The sequence below is a fragment of the Clostridium tunisiense TJ genome (assembly GCF_000300195.1).
In the GTDB taxonomy this organism is placed as follows: Bacteria; Bacillota; Clostridia; order Clostridiales; family Clostridiaceae; genus Clostridium_J; species Clostridium_J tunisiense.
The window spans coordinates 190,058-206,883 of sequence record NZ_AMQH01000015.1 but is presented as its reverse complement, the minus strand read 5'-3'; the positions used below and the strand labels follow the sequence as shown (position 1 = coordinate 206,883).

Sequence of the window (16,826 nt, the reverse complement as noted above, 5' to 3'; positions counted from 1 at the left end):
TGATAGAGGTGCCGTAACTGGCATATCGTAGACTTTTCATCTTTATAATGAGAATCTAAGTAATATATTATCTAATGAATAATTCGTTGTTTTTAAGTACAGATTAGCGTTTATACCATTTAGCTTGAGCTTCTAATAAGTTATAATACTTTCCTTTTAAATTAATTAACTCTTGGTTTGTACCTTCTTCCACTATTTTGCCACCCTCCATTACAACAATTTTATCAGCAATTTGAGTTGATCCCAATCTATGAGTAACAAAAATACAAGTTCTATCATCACTTAATTTCTTAAAAGTACAAAACACGTTAGCTTCTTCAATAGGGTCAATGGCAGCAGTGGGTTCATCCAAAACAATTAGATTATGTGGACGATATAAGCCACGTGCAATTGCCAGCCGTTGCCATTCACCTCCAGAAAGTTCTTGTCCACCAAAATCTCTAGATAAAATAGTTTCATTGTTGATTTTTAAATCATCAAAGCTTAGATTAATCTGTGAAGAAACATTTCCAATTGAGTCTTGGGACGAAAAATTACTAATTCTTATGTTATCTTCTGCTGATAATTTATACTTTATAAAATTTTGAAATACTGCACTAATATTTGTGAATTTAGAGGACTTAGAGTATTTTTCTATATTTTCACCCTCATACTGCACAGTTCCTTGGGAAGGTTTATACAAACCCATGATTATTTTTGTTAATGTACTTTTACCAGAACCATTTTCCCCAACGATTGCTAAGGATGTACCAGCTTTTATCCTTAGGTTTATATTTGATAAAGCGTTCTTTTTTGTATTTCGATATATAAAAGACACATCTTTTAATACAATATCTCCAGTTTTAGAAAGGTCTTCTTCAATTTCAATTTCTTTTTCTTCATTTATAAATCTAACAAGGAAAGATGTAGTTGAAATTCCTGCCAAAGCTTCACCAATGTTTGCAATAAGGTTCCTTAACATAGTGGTAATCTTATCTATGGAATAATAAACAGCTGCAAATTGACTTACTGAAATAGAACCATTATATAAGTAGTAAACTAATAGAGCTAGTATGCAAAGGTATCCTAAAGTATTTATAATTCGCATAACTATAGCAATTTTTAGAAGCTTGTTTTTAACATGAACAAATTCTTTACTAAACTTTTTGTTAGAATTCACAAACAGGCTATAAAAATAGTTAAAGGATCCGTTAACTAAGGTTTCTTTGAAATATTCTTTAGAAACAATACAACTTTCAAAGTACTCAGTCTTTCTTCTTCTATTGGCTATTTTATCTTCAAAATCATAATTAAAACCCATTCTAATTAATTCAGAAGCTAAGACTGGAATAAATATTAAAACTATTGCAAATACCAACATAGGTTTTATAGAAATCAAATATAATGATGTTATTAATATAAAAGGTAAATATAAAAATAATATTTGCACAATAATACGAATTCCATTTGGTGCTTCTTGATTTCCTAAGCTTGCCTTCTTAATGTCATCAAACTTTTTTACATCTTCATAATCAATTAAATCCAATTCATTTATACGATGATGAAACAGTGATTGCATGTATCCATTGCCTCGTCTCCAAAAATAGCCTTGTGCTAAAAATTCTACCCATTCAACAACTGGATTTAGAATTAAGATAGCTAGTATAGCTAATATAGGTGTTATCATAATATCATAGGTCCACCCATTAGCAACCTTTAATACATTATCAAATAGTAATTGTAATACTACTATCTCTGAATACCGTAAGACACTAAATAATAGTGAAGCAATTATAAGCACCGAAAAGGTAAGGGGACTTGCAAGCCAGGTATATTTAATTAATTTTAAAAAAACCTTCATATTAGACATTCCTTTTCCTTTATTCATAATACATCTCTCTTTGCTTGTTGAATAATTTTGCATATATATTATCTTTCCCCATCAATTCCTCATGAGAACCTTGCTCAGCAATAGTACCACAATTAAGTACTATTATTTCATCTGATATTTTAGTTGAACCTAACCTATGAGTAATCATCAATAAAGTTTTATCCTTAGCTATTTTTGAAAAATTGTTATAAATTTTACTCTCAGCAGTTGGACTCAAACTTGATGTTGGTTCATCTAAAATAATAAATGGAGCATCTTTATAAAGAGCTCGAGCTATAGCAATTCTTTGCCACTGTCCTCCTGAGATGTCTATTCCATTATCATAGATTTTACCTAAGTAGCTATTCTCACCCTTTGGTAAGTCATTAACCAAGTCACTTAGCTCAAGTTTTTTTATTACAGAACTAATGTCCCCTTCATGATCCCCAAAGGCAATATTATCTTTTAGAGAAACATAATATTTGGCGTAGTCTTGAGTAACAATGGAAAACATACTTCGCAGTTCATTGAAGTTGTAAAGTTTTATATTCTTACCATTTACTAAAATTTCCCCTTCAAAATCTCTATATAAACCTACTAATATTTTAACCAAAGTTGTTTTTCCTGCCCCATTTAGGCCCACTAAAGAGTATGATTTACCTTTTTCTAAGTATAAATTTAACCCTTTGATTATATAATCTTTAGAGTCTTTATATTTGAAATACAAATTTTTAATATGCAAACTTTCAAATTTCAACTTTTCATATTTATGATTAAACACTTCTTTATTTTCTTCTAATGCTATAAACTTCTTAAAGTCCTTAACATATTCCTTATGTGAAGAAAACTCAAAGAAAAGTTCTGATACTTGAACTGAAATTACTTTTGTTAAATTTATCATACTACCTAATATTGAAGTAAATAAACCAACACTTAATAGTTTATTGGATACTTGTCGAGATAAGGAGACAATAATTAAAATGATAAATATATTCATCACTATATTACATAATTTAATTCTTAAAGTTTCACTTGCTAGCTTGTTTGTATTAAAATTTGATCTATAAATATGGGCAGCTTTAAACCTTTTATTTAGTGCATCCGAATAATTAAATAGGGTTCTTTCAGCACTAGCTTCTCTATTTGACAACACATCAGATAGATAATTCATCTGTCTTGTTATAAAACCCACTTTTTTCTCTGACTCGTAAATTGCTTTACCACCCTTAAAAGTAAGAAAAACTATTGGAATTATAATAAAACCAAAAATTATGTCTATCCACCAATTATATTTATATAACACATATAAAATAGCAATTACTTGTATAGCTATAGAGATAATCAAATTACTTGATTTGAGAATTTCAGTAAATCTCTTTTCTATGTTATTAGTAACTCTTAATACTAAATCCTGGGTTTCAGTTGACTCGAATAATAAATAATCGATACAAAATTGCTTTTTTATGATTTCTGGCTTTAATTTATTTCTTAGTGCATCTTCGAATAATTGATAAAAGTAAATTTTTAGCTCTTCACTAAGCTGCAAATAGAAATAGCCCATCCCCATAAACATTGTATTTTTTAGCATTATATAAGTTTGAGGAGCCTTTGATGCTAATGTTATTGCAGAATCAATAAACTTCCCAACAATCACCAGCATTAGAGGAACTAGCAAACCATCCATCACCGTTAAAGCGAAGCATATTGTAAAAAGCATGGGTGAATATCTGGCACATAATTTAACAATACTAAAAATGGATATTCTTTTATAATCACCATCTATAAAACCTTTGTTTTTAATCAAACTTATCCCACTCCCCAAAATATATTAACCCTCATAATTTGAATGAATTATGCATTCTAAGCATCTGAAAATAAATAACAAGTCAAAGATGTGACGGATATTTTGAGCTCACAAGCAAGCTTGTGTTCACAAGCTTGCTTGTGCCGACAAGGAAATAGGTTCCGCAGATAGTAGAGCTATCTAAGGGTTCTGTTGACGCAGTATAACACAAAATAGCCGAGCATACTGGCTTATTTATTTTTTGAAGATACCTATATAATTTTAATATTACTTCATATGAAAATAAAAGGTAATAAATCTTTCTATATCATTCTTAACACAAAAGCTACCACCTATTGTAACAGTGGTAGCTTTTACCTAATGATCTAATCCCAATTTGTGTAATTATTTTTCAGTAGGTTTGTTAAATCTGAATACAGATTACTATGTCTAACAACAAGCCTGCCGTGTTCTAGTTCTTTATAGTCAAATATATATTCAATAGGATTAGCAAATCATAATATCATTGCACTTCTCTTTTTTAACACTCTATAATCTAGTTACTATTACAATAGTTATTTTTCAAGAATACTCTAAACAGCATCATTTTTTTCTAACAAACTTAATAATATCCTCATATTCCTTACCTCTGGAGGTAGGTGTTGCTTGAATTACAAATATTTCTTTCTCCTTTTGCACCAGTCCCCCTCAATATTTATATAAACTAATGAATCTTCTTACCTCAAAACCACTTAATTTTTGAAGTTTTACTTTATAACCGCCCCGTAAATCATATCCACTACTTCATTTAAACTTAATTCTTTAGGAATACACGTCTCAGGAATGATATCTAATAAATCTTTTTCCTTCCACCAGTCCCTCATTTCCTTTTCTCCAAATTCATGAGCATTAGGTTTTCCTTTGTGACGATTTAAGGTTTCTTCAAAAGGTATATCAAAATAATATGCAAAAATTCTATTTCCAAATTCCTCATGTAAATTTTCAAAGAGTTTACTATACCACTGTGAATTTAAAATACCCTCTAAAATTACAATCTCGCAGTGGTTCTTCCCATATTCTACAAGTTCCTTTAACAATTCAACTGCTTCTGTATCTGGACCATCTTTCACATATAACATTTCTCTTCTTATAACATCTTGTGAAATTAGCATTGTGCCATGTCCAAATTTTCTTTGCAAAGCCTTACCCGTTGTAGTTTTTCCACTACCTGAATTACCTCTTAGTATTATTAGCTTTGATGCTTTATCCATTTATTTATATCTCCCCCATGATTAAGACCTTTCCATTTAGTCCAAATCTGCAATAATGTTTTTAAGTGCTCTTTTTATGTCTTTTGTATACACTCCCCCGTGATAACATATAATTCTATCTATATCATAATTTAAAAGTTTTTCAGCTGACCTCAAAGCTTCCTTAATATTTAGGGTATATTTAGGCAATGCAATTACTAATTCACCCTTTTCTAAAACTAATGCATCACCAACAATCATAGATTTGCTTTCTTTATGATAAAGAGATATATGTCCAGGCATATGACCTGGAGTGGCTACAACTTCAATTCCTCCAGCAATCTCTAAAATGTCACCATGGTTTAAACCCACATCTACTTTACAATTTTCTACTGCTTCAAGAGTTTTATGAAAAATCTCTGCTTGCGGCTTTTCTTCCTCAGGTAATGCTTCATACAAACTTTCAGCCTGCTGTAATCTTAAGGACTTTTTCTTTCCCTCAAGGTATGGAACTTCTTCTTTTGCTGCCATGACTTTTATATGGGGATACTTTCTCTTAAATTCTCCTAATGCCCCCATATGATCAAAATCATGATGAGTTATAATTATCTTTGTTAAATTGCTTATATCTATATTATTTTTAATTGCACACTCTTCTATTAATGCTAAAAACTTAGGATATCCACAATCAATTAAAACCATTTCCTTGTCATCCATTAACAACACAGGATATATGGCATCCTTATTTCCATTAAATTCAAAGTTCAACTCTAATACCTGTAACTTATTCATTTTGGTGCCTCCATTATTGGTAATCTACTATTCATAGATAAATTATATCACTAAATATCTATAGTTATATAATCATAAATCATTCTGTATTGTTCATGATATGGGATACTCTCCCTACTCTATGGGTAATTTTTGGTATATTCATTAATGAAAAATAAGTTAATCTTAACTCTTATACAGCGATAACTCCTGCACCTGAGATTAATTAATCACTAATTCCCAAACTTATTCCTGGGTTTTTAGCTATGTCATCAGCAATAATTGCTACTCCATTTACTTTTGTACCTATTTGTACCTTGGGCTCTATAGATGGATTCATTGGGTATGTTTTGCCATCATATCTAACCCTTGCGAAGAAGCTTTTTATACCTCCACCAGAGACATACATAATTATATCTCTATAACCATTTGTTTTAGTATTACTTATAATCACTGGATTTCTCACAAGCGAAAATCTTGACAGCACTTTGTATTCACCATTTCCCTGTTTGAAAATTACCCCACTGCATCCACCAGTACCACAGACATAGGGGCCAACTAGATATACGAATACCTCTGGAATTCCATCTCCATTAAGGTCTATTTTATTATAATAATATCTTATATTTCCCACATCTTCATTTAAATCAAATTCTTTTTTTATAGCTTCTTCAAGGTTTAAATCTCTCTCAGTTTCAGAGTTAATAGCTTTTACTGATGAAAAATCTATCCCTAGTTGATTGGGATAAAGTCTATTCTGTAGTATTTGGTTTTTCAAACTAAGCAATTCTTCTTTAGAGGGATAGGGATATTTAGAATCTAATGCCTTATCAATGGACTTCAATGCCTCCTTAGTATCACCTGTTTTTATTTGTGCATCTGCCAGGTAATACCAATAGGTAGTTGAATCCTTCTTTTCCAAAAGCTTCTGATAGTAATTAACTACTTTCTTAAAATATTGGGGGTATAAATCTGTGGCCAATACAAACCTGTCATTGAGCCACCTATATATATCTACCTTATAAGCATCTCCTGTATCATGCCTCCAGAGGGCTAGTTCATACAGTCCATCACTGCCTTCAGTGCCTTTTATATCTTCTACTTCTATCCTACTAAAATATTTGTTTCCATTAATTAAATCCTTTAAACCTTTATTTGTCCATTCATAAACACTAAGATCTGACCATATTGCTCCAACCTGCCACCCTACTATTAAGTTATTCTCTTTCCTGCTAATTATTGGAGCCACTCCAAAATATGTTATATTATAGCCCTTGCCTTTTATTGTATCTGCCACATACCAATGATTATAAGAGCATTTTAATACAATAATATAAATTTCACCTTGCCAGTAATATGCCCCAACTAATTCTGGCAACCCGTCTCCATCCAGATCTGCCATACCTACTACTGGTGTTTTATATGGCATCTTCAATAAGACAATTTCTGCCATGGGCGGTAAAAATCTTTTTATTGTATCCTGAATATATTTACTATTCCACATATTACTACATCCCTTTAAATTTATACTATAGCCAGTATATGCAGGTATCTTTTATATGTGAGAGTACAGTTCCTACATAAAAAAATTCCCTCTAACATATATAAAATGTCCTTTACAAAGGGTACATTATATATATGTCAGAGGGAACATAAGAAACTATCTCTATAAACACCACACACTCCACATGGGTCTTATGCAGAAACATATCTCTAGAAACCTTAGTTACTTATGATATGGTTCATCGTATTTATTATAAATGTGGTTTTTTTCATTTTATTCTTGATTGCGTATTATTGATAAATATGGTTTATTTTCAAAGTAACATTTCAAAATCCGTAGTGAATAGCTCGGTGGGTTTTGAAGGTTTTACCCTCCTGGTTTATTGGTGAATTACTTCATTATAGCTAAGGTGGTGGTATTGGACATAATACTTCTATCTATTCAGCATCAAAATCAATAAAGTATTTTCTCTGTGATGTATGTATGGTGAGGGTTGTTAAATTAATATTGTCTTCTAAAATATCCACTCTGTATTCAAACATGATATCATCGCTTTGTTTCTTCATAAATAAGTAACTTCCTTCTTCTTGATCTTCGACCTCATCACTTATTTCAGTGTAGATTTCCTCTCCACTGACTTCTCCAGGATATCCTGACTTTCTTATCTTTTCCTCTATTGCTTTAAATAACTTTTCCATTTTTTCGCTCTCTTTCTTTTTTTTAATACCTATTTCTGTTCTAATCAAGTATATACTATGTTTCTAAATAACAGTAGCCCTAATCATTATTAATTAATGATCAGAGGAGAACCTCACATGTTTCTCAATGATTTCTAGGCTAATAATTACTTCATATTTTAATTATTAAATTAGATTATTATACCCTCAAAATGATCCATTTCATGTTGAATTATTTGTGCTATAAATTCAGTAAACACTTGTTTTTGCTTCTTAAAATCTCTATCAAGATATTCCACTTCTATCTTTTTATATCTTTTTGTTTTTCTAAAGCCAATTAAAGATAAACAACTCTCTTCAGTTTCATAAATCCCTTCTTTATTTAATATAACTGGATTTATCATAGGCACAATAAGATTGCCTACAGCAAATACTAATATACGCTTTTTTACTCCAATCATATTACCAGCCAATCCAACACAATTCTCAAGGTTTGCTCTTAATGTATCAATTAAATCATCAATCACTACTATATCATTTTTAGTTGCATCTTCTGATTTTTGTCCTAAAAACAATATATCTTTTATAATTGGTTTTATCATAATTTGTACCTCTTATTTAGTTATATTTTTTATAAATTATACTATATCATATTTAAAATTAGTACATCAAGTCCAGCACACTGTTGTCACCTCAATGATACTTATGGATTTGCATTTTTTAGAGTTTTCTACAAATTGTTCATAATGCTACAATGCTTGTAAGAAATTTATGTTTAACTCAATGACACCCTACTATTTGTCTATCACTGGAGTTTGTTCCTAATTTTATTACAATACATTTTATAAGTAAACTATTATTTATGATACAGTATTTTCACTTATAAAAATAGCCTTAGGCTAGTTGTATAAATGCCTAAGGCTATAAACCTCATTTACTTATGTTACGGTTTCCCGTATCACTGTAACTACCCTTTTTCTATTCCTGCTAGTAACTGGATAACTTCACTACATAGCACCACATTTATAGTTTGCAGCCCTTACATTGCTCCAAACTTATTGTATCTCTATTCTTGCGATTTTCTGATCCATGGGTATATCCCACAACTTTAAAATGCTGAGCAAGGCGATTAGCTAAATTGTCATAGCCTTCATACCTTGCTCTAAGGCAGGTTGAAAGATGTACTACTTCAACACCATTATTGATTAATTTTTCAATTTTATGTTCTAAGTCTCCACCTACATGGGTAAATGCTATTAGCTCTACCTCATTATCATAACCTTTAAAGGAATCAATTCTTTTATTAAAAGCGTTAAAACACCCTTTTCCAATACATCTATCCATGGTATCTTCATTTACTAAAATTGCAACTTTCATATCTGTCTTCCCTCCGTGATAAAATTAAATTTATAAACTTTTACGTTATTCTGTAAGCCACCATTACTTGAAACATCCGTTAATTGTTTATTATACCTTTTAATTATCACTTAAGCCGTAACTTATATCACAGATAACTTATTAGTTTCATTTACTATTACAAATACCCTTTTTTTTCCTTTTACCAGCTAAGGATCCCTAATGTAAGTAACATTTTCTATGATGTGTGAATATATTAATTTATGGTGCTCCGGCATTTAATTAGTATGTAATTGAGAGGTGACTAAAATGATGAAGCTTGCTTTGATAGGCTGTGGAAAATGGGGAAAAAATTATCTGAAAACTGTAAATGCAATAGAGGACTGTGAATTGAAGTGGGCCTGTGACCTAGACTATGAAAAGCTAACTCAGGCAGCTGCTGTTTACCCTCAGACCAGGTTCACTAAAAATAAAGCAGATATATTCAATGACAATGAGGTACAAGGGGTTATTATAGCCACAACACCTGAAAGTCATTACATATTGGCGAAGGAAGCAATAAGCAAAGGCAAAGCTGTTCTCGTAGAAAAGCCTGTGACAATTAACAGGAAAGACAGTGATGATTTAACTAAATTGGCTGCTGATCAAAACACCCTATTGATGGCCGGCCATTCATTGATTTACCATCCTGCTGTGAAAAAGATAAAGGGGCTTCTGGAAGAAAAACATATTCTTGATGATTTATGTTACTTAAGCATGTCCAGAACCAGTTCTACTCCTCAGGCTCCCAAAGTAGATGTTCTTTATGATCTGGCAGTTCATGATATTTATCTTTCCTGCCACCTCATAGGGATGGACCCTATTTGGGTAATTGCCCATGGTGAAAGATATTTTCAAAGTCCTTATAACAATGTTATCAATATACTGATGGGTTTCCCCAATGGTAAAATAGCTTCTATATTTGCTAGCTTTATTCATAGGGAAAAAACTAGGAAAATCACACTGGTTGGTTCGAAAACAAAATTGATATTTGACGATACGCAGACTGCTGATAGAAAAATCAAAATCTTTCATAACGGAGAGCAGGAGCACTTTTTAGCAGTGGAAAACAATTTAGAACCTCTGGCGCAGGAGTGTCTTCATTTTATGGAATGCATTAGAGAAAACAAGGAACCTATTAGCGGCAGAGAAAATATAGAATTTGTGGCAAAAATAATTGATTGTATTTCAGAATCTCTCGCAAAAGGCGGAGAGAAAATCAACATCTTTTGATGGAGATGGTAAGCACTATAATCAGGAAAGTGTGGTGAAATTATGTTAATTGTAAAGAACTATTCAAAAAAACTTGAGAATGAATGGGAGGGATTTGTGGGTTCCTCAGTTAACGGCACTTTTATGCAGGAGAGAAGATTCCTGGGTTATCATCCTTCAGGCAGGTTTTCAGATCATTCCCTGATATTTATGGAGGATAAGAGAATCATTGCAGTTCTTCCTGCTGCCGTAGTAGAACAAGAGGATAAACGCATACTAATTTCTCACCCCGGCGCTTCCCATGGAGGGCTCATAATAAAGTCCAGTCTAAGTACTAAAAAATCCTTGGAGCTCGTAAGTGCCCTTGTGGAATACAGCACCATGGCTGGTTTTGACTATATACGGCTAAAACCTGTTCCGAAGGTTTACCATAAGGAGCTTTCGGACCAACTTGACTTTGCTTTAAGGTTTTCTGGTTTTAGCATTGAGTATACAGAGCTGGCCACAGTGCTTGAGTTAAAAAAAGGTGAGGAATCTTTTGTAAAGCGAGTAATGAGTGACACAGCTTTTCGAAACTATCAGAAGGCATTGAAAAGTGGGTTATCAGTGGTGGAGGATGCCAATATAAATGATTTTTGGCCTATCTTAGAAAATAAACTTAAACATAATCATAATGCAAAGCCCGCACATACATTAGATGAAATCAAACATCTGAAAACACTTTATCCAGACAGGATAAAACTCTTTGCAGCCTATGAAGGAGTAACTCCTGCAGCGGGTGTTTTGGCATTTTTACTCAACGACAAAGTTATAAACTGTTTTTATATTGCCCACCACGATGGTTTTCAGCATAAGCGGCCCTTAAACCTTATTTTTGGTCATATGATGGAATTGGGACTAAAAAACGGCTTTTCATATTTAGATTGGGGTATTTCCACTGAGGAAAAAGGAAGTAGAGTGAATGCAGGGCTGTTCCGTTTCAAAGAAGGCTATGGTGGCCATGGGGTACTCAGAGAATGCTATTTATATGAAGTAAAGAATAACAAATAATTTAACAACATTTTGGAAGCTTCAAGTCTGGCATCTTCTAAGTTGTCTGCTTAGCAGACTTGCAGTTGTTCAGCTGAGATAAGTTGCTTTGGCGTAATAAAGGTATCTTTGTTCACAAACGTAATTTGTTCGGTCTAAATCTGCTTCCAAAGTGTTTCATTAAAATGAAGATTAACAAAATGAACTTGTTCATTATTTAAAGGAGTGAGGCAATGAAATTAGCAGGTCATCAACCGAATTATATTCCCTGGCCAGGATATTTTGTTAAGATGGCACAATGTGATATTTTTTTCATTCTAGATACTGCTCAGTTTCAAACAGGCAGTTCACTAGATAATAGGAATCTTATCAAAACTTCCCAAGGGACTCAGCTGCTAACTGTGCCGGTGAAACGCAAAGGCATGGGCTTGCAACGGTTTAATGAAGTTACTGTGATACCAGGTTGGAAAAGCAATCATCTTATGGCACTGAAAGTAAACTACGCAAAGGCACCTTATTTCAAAGAAGTTTTCCCCATGATGGAACAGGTATTGCAAGATACTGGATGTCTTGTAGATACCAACATAGGTTTTATCAAGCTGGTACATGACCTGCTGGAACTTAAAACAAAGCTTGTGTTTACATCAGATTTACCTCAATTTTCTCAGCTTCGAAAAAATGAACTTATAGCTGCAATCTGCAGCCACTTTTCTGCTGACAGTTATTTGTCCGGTATTGGAGGAAAGGCATATATTAAGCCAGAGATTTTTGAAAAACAAGGTATTAAATTCGAGTATTTGGAGTATGAGCCTATAGCCTATCCCCAGCTTTGGGGAGACTTTATACCCAATTTGTCTATAGTTGATATGTTATTTAATTGTGGGCCAAAGGGCACACGCAAGCTTTTGTTGAAAGAGGTGTAGGTATGAAAAGAATACTGTTTTTTGCACATAGTTCTAAATATACTCTTGGGCTACCCCAGGGCTTTAGGGAACTGAACTGCCCTGTTTTTATCCTAAGGGATTTAAGTAGAAGTTCTATAACAGACGCAATTGACAACTTTAGGCCTGATATTATGATAACAATGGGATGGGCTTATCGCAGGTATAGCCGTGAGTATATAGAGGAGCTTACGAAAAGAGCTTCTAAATATAAGGTGAAACATGTCTATTGGGCAACTGAAGATCCAAGATGGACGGAAAAGTGTTCCTTCAGGTGTATTGAAACCTATAAACCTAATGCAGTTATGACTATACATCCTGGTAGTGTAAATAAATACAGGGAGCTTGGGCTTCCCGCCGAGCATCTGGACTTTGGCTGTAATCCTCAGTTCAATAAGAATGAACCTCCAAACAGTAAATATGATTATGATGTAGTTTTAATCGGCAATGGAGGAAGAGAGTGGAAGTCGTATCGGAAGGATAGCGTTCAGATATTACTTAAGCCTTTGGTGGAAAGGGGCTATAACATTGCTATTTGGGGTAAGCGATGGGATCATTTTAATGAGGAGTTAATGGGTTTTAAGATCCCAACTCATATGATTAAAGGTGAACTACCTTATGAGGAAACAAATAAAGTATATAATTCAGCTAGAATTATATTAGGTTTGCAAAATGACCATGACATGTTAACCTCTCGGACCTTTGAAGTGCTGGGTTCCGGCGGTTTTTTGCTTACGGTACCAACACAATCTGTCACCAAGCTGTTTACAAATAATGTTCACCTATCCTGTGCCTCTTCTCCAGAAGATACAGTTAACCTGGTAAATTATTTTCTTAAAAATACCGCAGCACGGCAAGAGATAGCGCGCAATGGGCAGCGGGAGGTTTATTTAAAACATACTTATAAGGAACGGGCCAGACAAATTCTTGATTTTTGCAATTTAGTTGAAAGGAATTGAAGTTGAAATGGATAATCAGAAAACTATTAAACAAAGAGTTTCTGTAACGGGTACTAGCATTGCTGGTGAAACTGATGCAAAGGTAACTTTTTATCCAGCCCCGCCAAGTACTGGTATAATATTTATCCGTAATGACCTGCCTGGTTGCCCTAAAGTAAAGTGCTCATTTGAAAAAGCAAAGGTTGATTACAGATGGACTTCTCTTGCTGATGGAGATGTTCGCATTGAACACACAGAGCATGCCTTGGCAGCCATATCAGGATTAGGACTAGACAACGTATTTATTGAGCTGGAGCAGGCCAGCCTGCCTGTAACAGAAGATTACAGCAGTAAAGAGTTCAAAAGAGCCCTGACAGGAGCTGGGATAGTAAAGCAAAATGCCCAGAAGGAAACCATAAAAATACTTAAGCCCATTATTGTATATAAGCGTGAAAGTTTAGGGGATATGGAATATGAAAAGTTTCTTATAGCTCTTCCCTACCATGGATTTAAACTAACCTATGTCCTTGACTATCCCAATCTGCCTGAGTTTTCTCAAGTAGCTGAAATGGACATAACTCCTGAAACCTTTGCTAAGGAGCTGTCAGATGCTCGTTCTTATATAATTGAGTCAGAGGTTGAAGAAGTTGTAAATCTAACTGGGAAAGTCAGCTCAAATGTATTGGTAGTGAAATCCGGGGCTGAGTACAGGTCTTGGAAATGGCCCAATGAACCTGCTCGGCATAAAGTCCTTGACCTTCTCGGAGACCTTAGCTTGCTTGGTAAAAAGTTACAGGGACATGTGATAGGCTTCAGATCCGGTCACCGATTAAATCTAGAGCTGTGTAAAAAAATTTATGAGGAGTGTAATGATGATTGCTTTAGCTAAACCTATGGTCGGTATAGAGGAAAAAAAACTTGTCAGTGAAGTTCTTTCTAGTGGAAAACTAGCCCATGGAGAATATGTGGAAATGTTTGAAGGGGATTTTGCCGCATTCTTGGGCAGCAAGCACTGCATCGCCACCTCTTCAGGCACCACAGCCCTTCATGTGGCACTGCTGTGTTTAGGCATTAAACCAGGGGACAAAGTTATAACCACACCTTTCTCGTTTATTGCAACTTCAAATGCCATACTTTATGCTCAAGCTGTTCCTGTTTTTTGTGATATTGATCTTAAGGATTACAACATTTCGCCTAAAGAGCTGCAAGAAACCATAAAAAAACATCCTGATGCAAAAGCAATCCTAATAGTTCATCTTTACGGCTATCCTGCTCATATGGAAGAGATAATGGCAATAGCCAATGAATACAATCTACCAGTGATAGAGGATTGTGCACAAGCTCACGGTGCATCCATCAATGGCAAGAAAGTTGGAACCTTTGGTCACTGTGGAGTTTTTAGCTTTTATCCTACAAAAAACATGACCTGTGGAGAAGGGGGCATGGTTGTGACCTCAGACAAAGAGCTGGCTCATAAGGCCAGGAGTTTCATAAACCATGGCCAGATAGCCAAATATAGGCATGATGCACTTGGTTACAATTACAGGATGACCAATATCCATGCAGCAATCGGCATAGAACAACTGCGCAAGCTGCCTTACTTCAATGAAAGACGCAAAGCTATTGCAGAGCGATATTCAAGGGAGATAACCAACCCCGCTTTCATTAAGCCCCTATGCTTACCGGGTTTTGACCATGTATATCACCAATATACCCTTGGGGTCAACAATCGCAGCAGTTTCATAGAATTTCTGGAAGCACAGGGTATTGGCTATGGTATCCATTATCCCACAGCTATCCCCGACCAGCCTCTGTATCATCAGGGAGAAATCCTGGGATCTTTCACAAATGCCCGAATAGCTGCAGAGAAGGTAGTTTCAATACCTGTTCACCCAGGATTAACAGAACAGGAGGTTGATTACATTGTCAGCAGCTTGCAAAAATATGAATGAAATTAATGGTACTCTCAGAGTATTGGTTACAGGTGCAGGTTCCGTATACGGGCATGGTATTATCAGGTCACTGAAAGAATCGGTGCTTCCTGTTGAAACAATAGCAATTGACTCTAACCCATACTCTCTAGGTTTATTTTTTGCCGACAAAAGCTTTATCGCTCCTAAGGTAGCAGATGAAGAAAGCTATTATATGTTTATTAAAAATCTTTGTATAAATCATCAGATTAAAGCCATATTTATCGGCTCTACAGCGGAACTTCCCTTTTATTCAAAAAATAGAGAATCCCTTGAAAAATCTACAGGAGCAAAGGTGTTTGTAAATTCTCCTGCAGTGATAGAGCTTTGCACCGATAAGTGGCTCACCATGTGCCATTTATCACGGTCCGGTTTTCAAATTCCTGCAACTATCAGATATCCTGAAGATGCTGGTATACTCTCCTCTTTTATTAAAAGTACTGGGTTTCCCTTGATAGTGAAGCCTCGTTTTGGGCGTGGCTCAGTAGGTGTTGTTCTAGTTAAGGATAAGCAGCAGCTCCTTGAAAATATAGAGGGTAAGAAAAGCTTAATTATACAGGAATACCTTACTGATGAGGATCAAGAGTTTACCGTAGGGATTTGCATAAATCAAAAGGGAGAGGTGATTTCCAAAATCGCTTTAAGGCGGTATTTGCTGGAGGGAGTTTCTATTGCTGCAGTTTCTGATGATTACCACCCCATTGCAGATTATTGTGCCACGGTTGCAAGTACACTGGGAGCCTATGGGGCTATAAATATTCAATTACGCCTTAAAGATTCCATGCCAGTAATTTTCGAAATAAATCCCAGATTCAGCAGTTCTACATCCATGCGATCACTATTTGGAATAAATGAGCCGGAAAGCTTGATACGCTCAGAAGTTCTTTGCCAGGAGATAACACCCGGCATCCCAACAACTGGCCTTGTACTCAGGCAATACATTGATTATTACTTCCCACTAGATAAGCTTAACTCCCTTTCTATAGCTGGGCTTCAGTAGATATGAATATTTACGTGAAAATTATTTAAACCCACTACTAATTAATTGGTAGTGGGTTTTTATGTTTTTTATTTATAGAATCGTAGATAGTGCAAAAGATGAGAGGTATGCTCCAAACATTAACCCCTGCTTTGCTGGTCTCACTATCAAGTCAGCTTTGCTTATGGTATGTTATTTTACGATAAGACCTCATTTATTTATGATATGGTTCTACGTAACAGTTGTAAATGAGGTTTTTTTCCCATATTTATATCCTTATATCTAATTTCCACAATTATTATTTAATCCCCTTTGAAAAGTAAAATTTCGTTGCAGCTGATTACTCAGTTTTAAGCACTCTATCTCCATGAAACCATTGGTAACATTTAACTATGGAAATGTTAGAATTAATTATAAAGGAATTTATGATTACTTTGATACTAGGATTATGCTGACTCATCATGATAAGCCATATTGGAACTGTCGAGTTAAAATTCATCGCCCTACATACATGAGACTACCGCGAGT

Annotated in this window: 15 protein-coding genes; 7 read left to right on the top strand and 8 right to left on the bottom strand. The window is 34.3% G+C overall.

All coding sequences use genetic code 11. The annotated features are described in order from the left end of the window. Nucleotides 1-103 precede the first annotated feature (103 nt). The 8 genes from C661_RS0116595 to C661_RS0116555 form a co-directional block, all read right to left on the bottom strand. Nucleotides 104-1,867 carry an ATP-binding cassette domain-containing protein gene (locus C661_RS0116595; RefSeq protein ID WP_157785705.1) on the bottom strand — a complete coding sequence of 588 codons (1,764 nt, stop codon included), beginning with the start codon at nucleotides 1,865-1,867 and terminating at the stop codon, nucleotides 104-106. Beyond that, complete coding sequence (locus C661_RS0116590) at nucleotides 1,860-3,653, bottom strand: ABC transporter ATP-binding protein (RefSeq protein WP_017416472.1); 1,794 nt, start codon at nucleotides 3,651-3,653, stop codon at nucleotides 1,860-1,862. Before C661_RS0116590 ends, C661_RS0116595 begins: the two co-directional genes overlap by 8 nt. 746 nt (nucleotides 3,654-4,399) lie before the next feature. Continuing rightward, complete coding sequence (locus tag C661_RS0116580) at nucleotides 4,400-4,903, bottom strand: kinase (RefSeq protein WP_017416470.1); 504 nt, start codon at nucleotides 4,901-4,903, stop codon at nucleotides 4,400-4,402. Nucleotides 4,904-4,939: 36 nt separating this feature from the next. After that, nucleotides 4,940-5,674 (bottom strand): MBL fold metallo-hydrolase, encoded by a 735-nt coding sequence (locus tag C661_RS0116575; RefSeq protein WP_017416469.1) that lies wholly within the window; start codon nucleotides 5,672-5,674, stop codon nucleotides 4,940-4,942. 205 nt (nucleotides 5,675-5,879) lie between these two features. Beyond that, complete coding sequence (locus C661_RS22875; protein ID WP_017416468.1) at nucleotides 5,880-7,157, bottom strand: tetratricopeptide repeat protein; 1,278 nt, start codon at nucleotides 7,155-7,157, stop codon at nucleotides 5,880-5,882. 437 nt (nucleotides 7,158-7,594) lie between these two features. Beyond that, entirely contained in the window at nucleotides 7,595-7,903 is a 309-nt protein-coding gene (locus C661_RS0116565; RefSeq protein WP_341349159.1) for a hypothetical protein, read from the bottom strand. A 122-nt stretch (nucleotides 7,904-8,025) separates the two neighbouring features. Further along, the gene (locus tag C661_RS0116560; protein ID WP_017416466.1) at nucleotides 8,026-8,436 is read right to left on the bottom strand and encodes a peptide deformylase; all 411 of its coding nucleotides are present in this window, start codon (nucleotides 8,434-8,436) and stop codon (nucleotides 8,026-8,028) included. A 421-nt stretch (nucleotides 8,437-8,857) separates the two neighbouring features. Further along, complete coding sequence (locus tag C661_RS0116555) at nucleotides 8,858-9,211, bottom strand: CGGC domain-containing protein (protein WP_017416465.1); 354 nt, start codon at nucleotides 9,209-9,211, stop codon at nucleotides 8,858-8,860. Nucleotides 9,212-9,499: 288 nt separating this feature from the next. On the opposite strand from C661_RS0116555, the gene C661_RS0116550 reads away from it, so the two are divergent. The 7 genes from C661_RS0116550 to C661_RS0116520 all read left to right on the top strand — a co-directional run bounded on the left by C661_RS0116550 (nucleotide 9,500) and on the right by C661_RS0116520 (nucleotide 16,319). Beyond that, entirely contained in the window at nucleotides 9,500-10,462 is a 963-nt protein-coding gene (locus C661_RS0116550; protein WP_017416464.1) for a Gfo/Idh/MocA family protein, read from the top strand. Between the two features lie 42 nt (nucleotides 10,463-10,504). Continuing rightward, nucleotides 10,505-11,491, top strand: a complete 987-nt coding sequence (locus tag C661_RS0116545; protein ID WP_017416463.1) for a GNAT family N-acetyltransferase — start codon at nucleotides 10,505-10,507, stop codon at nucleotides 11,489-11,491. 212 nt (nucleotides 11,492-11,703) lie between these two features. Continuing rightward, on the top strand, nucleotides 11,704-12,393 hold the full coding sequence (locus tag C661_RS0116540) for a WbqC family protein (protein ID WP_017416462.1): 690 nt from the start codon (nucleotides 11,704-11,706) through the stop codon (nucleotides 12,391-12,393). Nucleotides 12,394-12,395: 2 nt separating this feature from the next. Continuing rightward, nucleotides 12,396-13,370 carry a CgeB family protein gene (locus tag C661_RS0116535; protein WP_017416461.1) on the top strand — a complete coding sequence of 325 codons (975 nt, stop codon included), beginning with the start codon at nucleotides 12,396-12,398 and terminating at the stop codon, nucleotides 13,368-13,370. Then, nucleotides 13,357-14,238: a UDP-3-O-acyl-N-acetylglucosamine deacetylase gene (locus C661_RS0116530; protein WP_017416460.1), complete on the top strand. Its 882-nt coding sequence runs from the start codon at nucleotides 13,357-13,359 to the stop codon at nucleotides 14,236-14,238. The genes C661_RS0116535 and C661_RS0116530 overlap by 14 nt, the downstream gene beginning before the upstream one ends. Then, complete coding sequence (locus C661_RS0116525; protein WP_242826010.1) at nucleotides 14,219-15,301, top strand: DegT/DnrJ/EryC1/StrS family aminotransferase; 1,083 nt, start codon at nucleotides 14,219-14,221, stop codon at nucleotides 15,299-15,301. Before C661_RS0116530 ends, C661_RS0116525 begins: the two co-directional genes overlap by 20 nt. Continuing rightward, nucleotides 15,273-16,319: an ATP-grasp domain-containing protein gene (locus tag C661_RS0116520; protein ID WP_017416458.1), complete on the top strand. Its 1,047-nt coding sequence runs from the start codon at nucleotides 15,273-15,275 to the stop codon at nucleotides 16,317-16,319. Before C661_RS0116525 ends, C661_RS0116520 begins: the two co-directional genes overlap by 29 nt. Nucleotides 16,320-16,826: the final 507 nt, after the last annotated feature.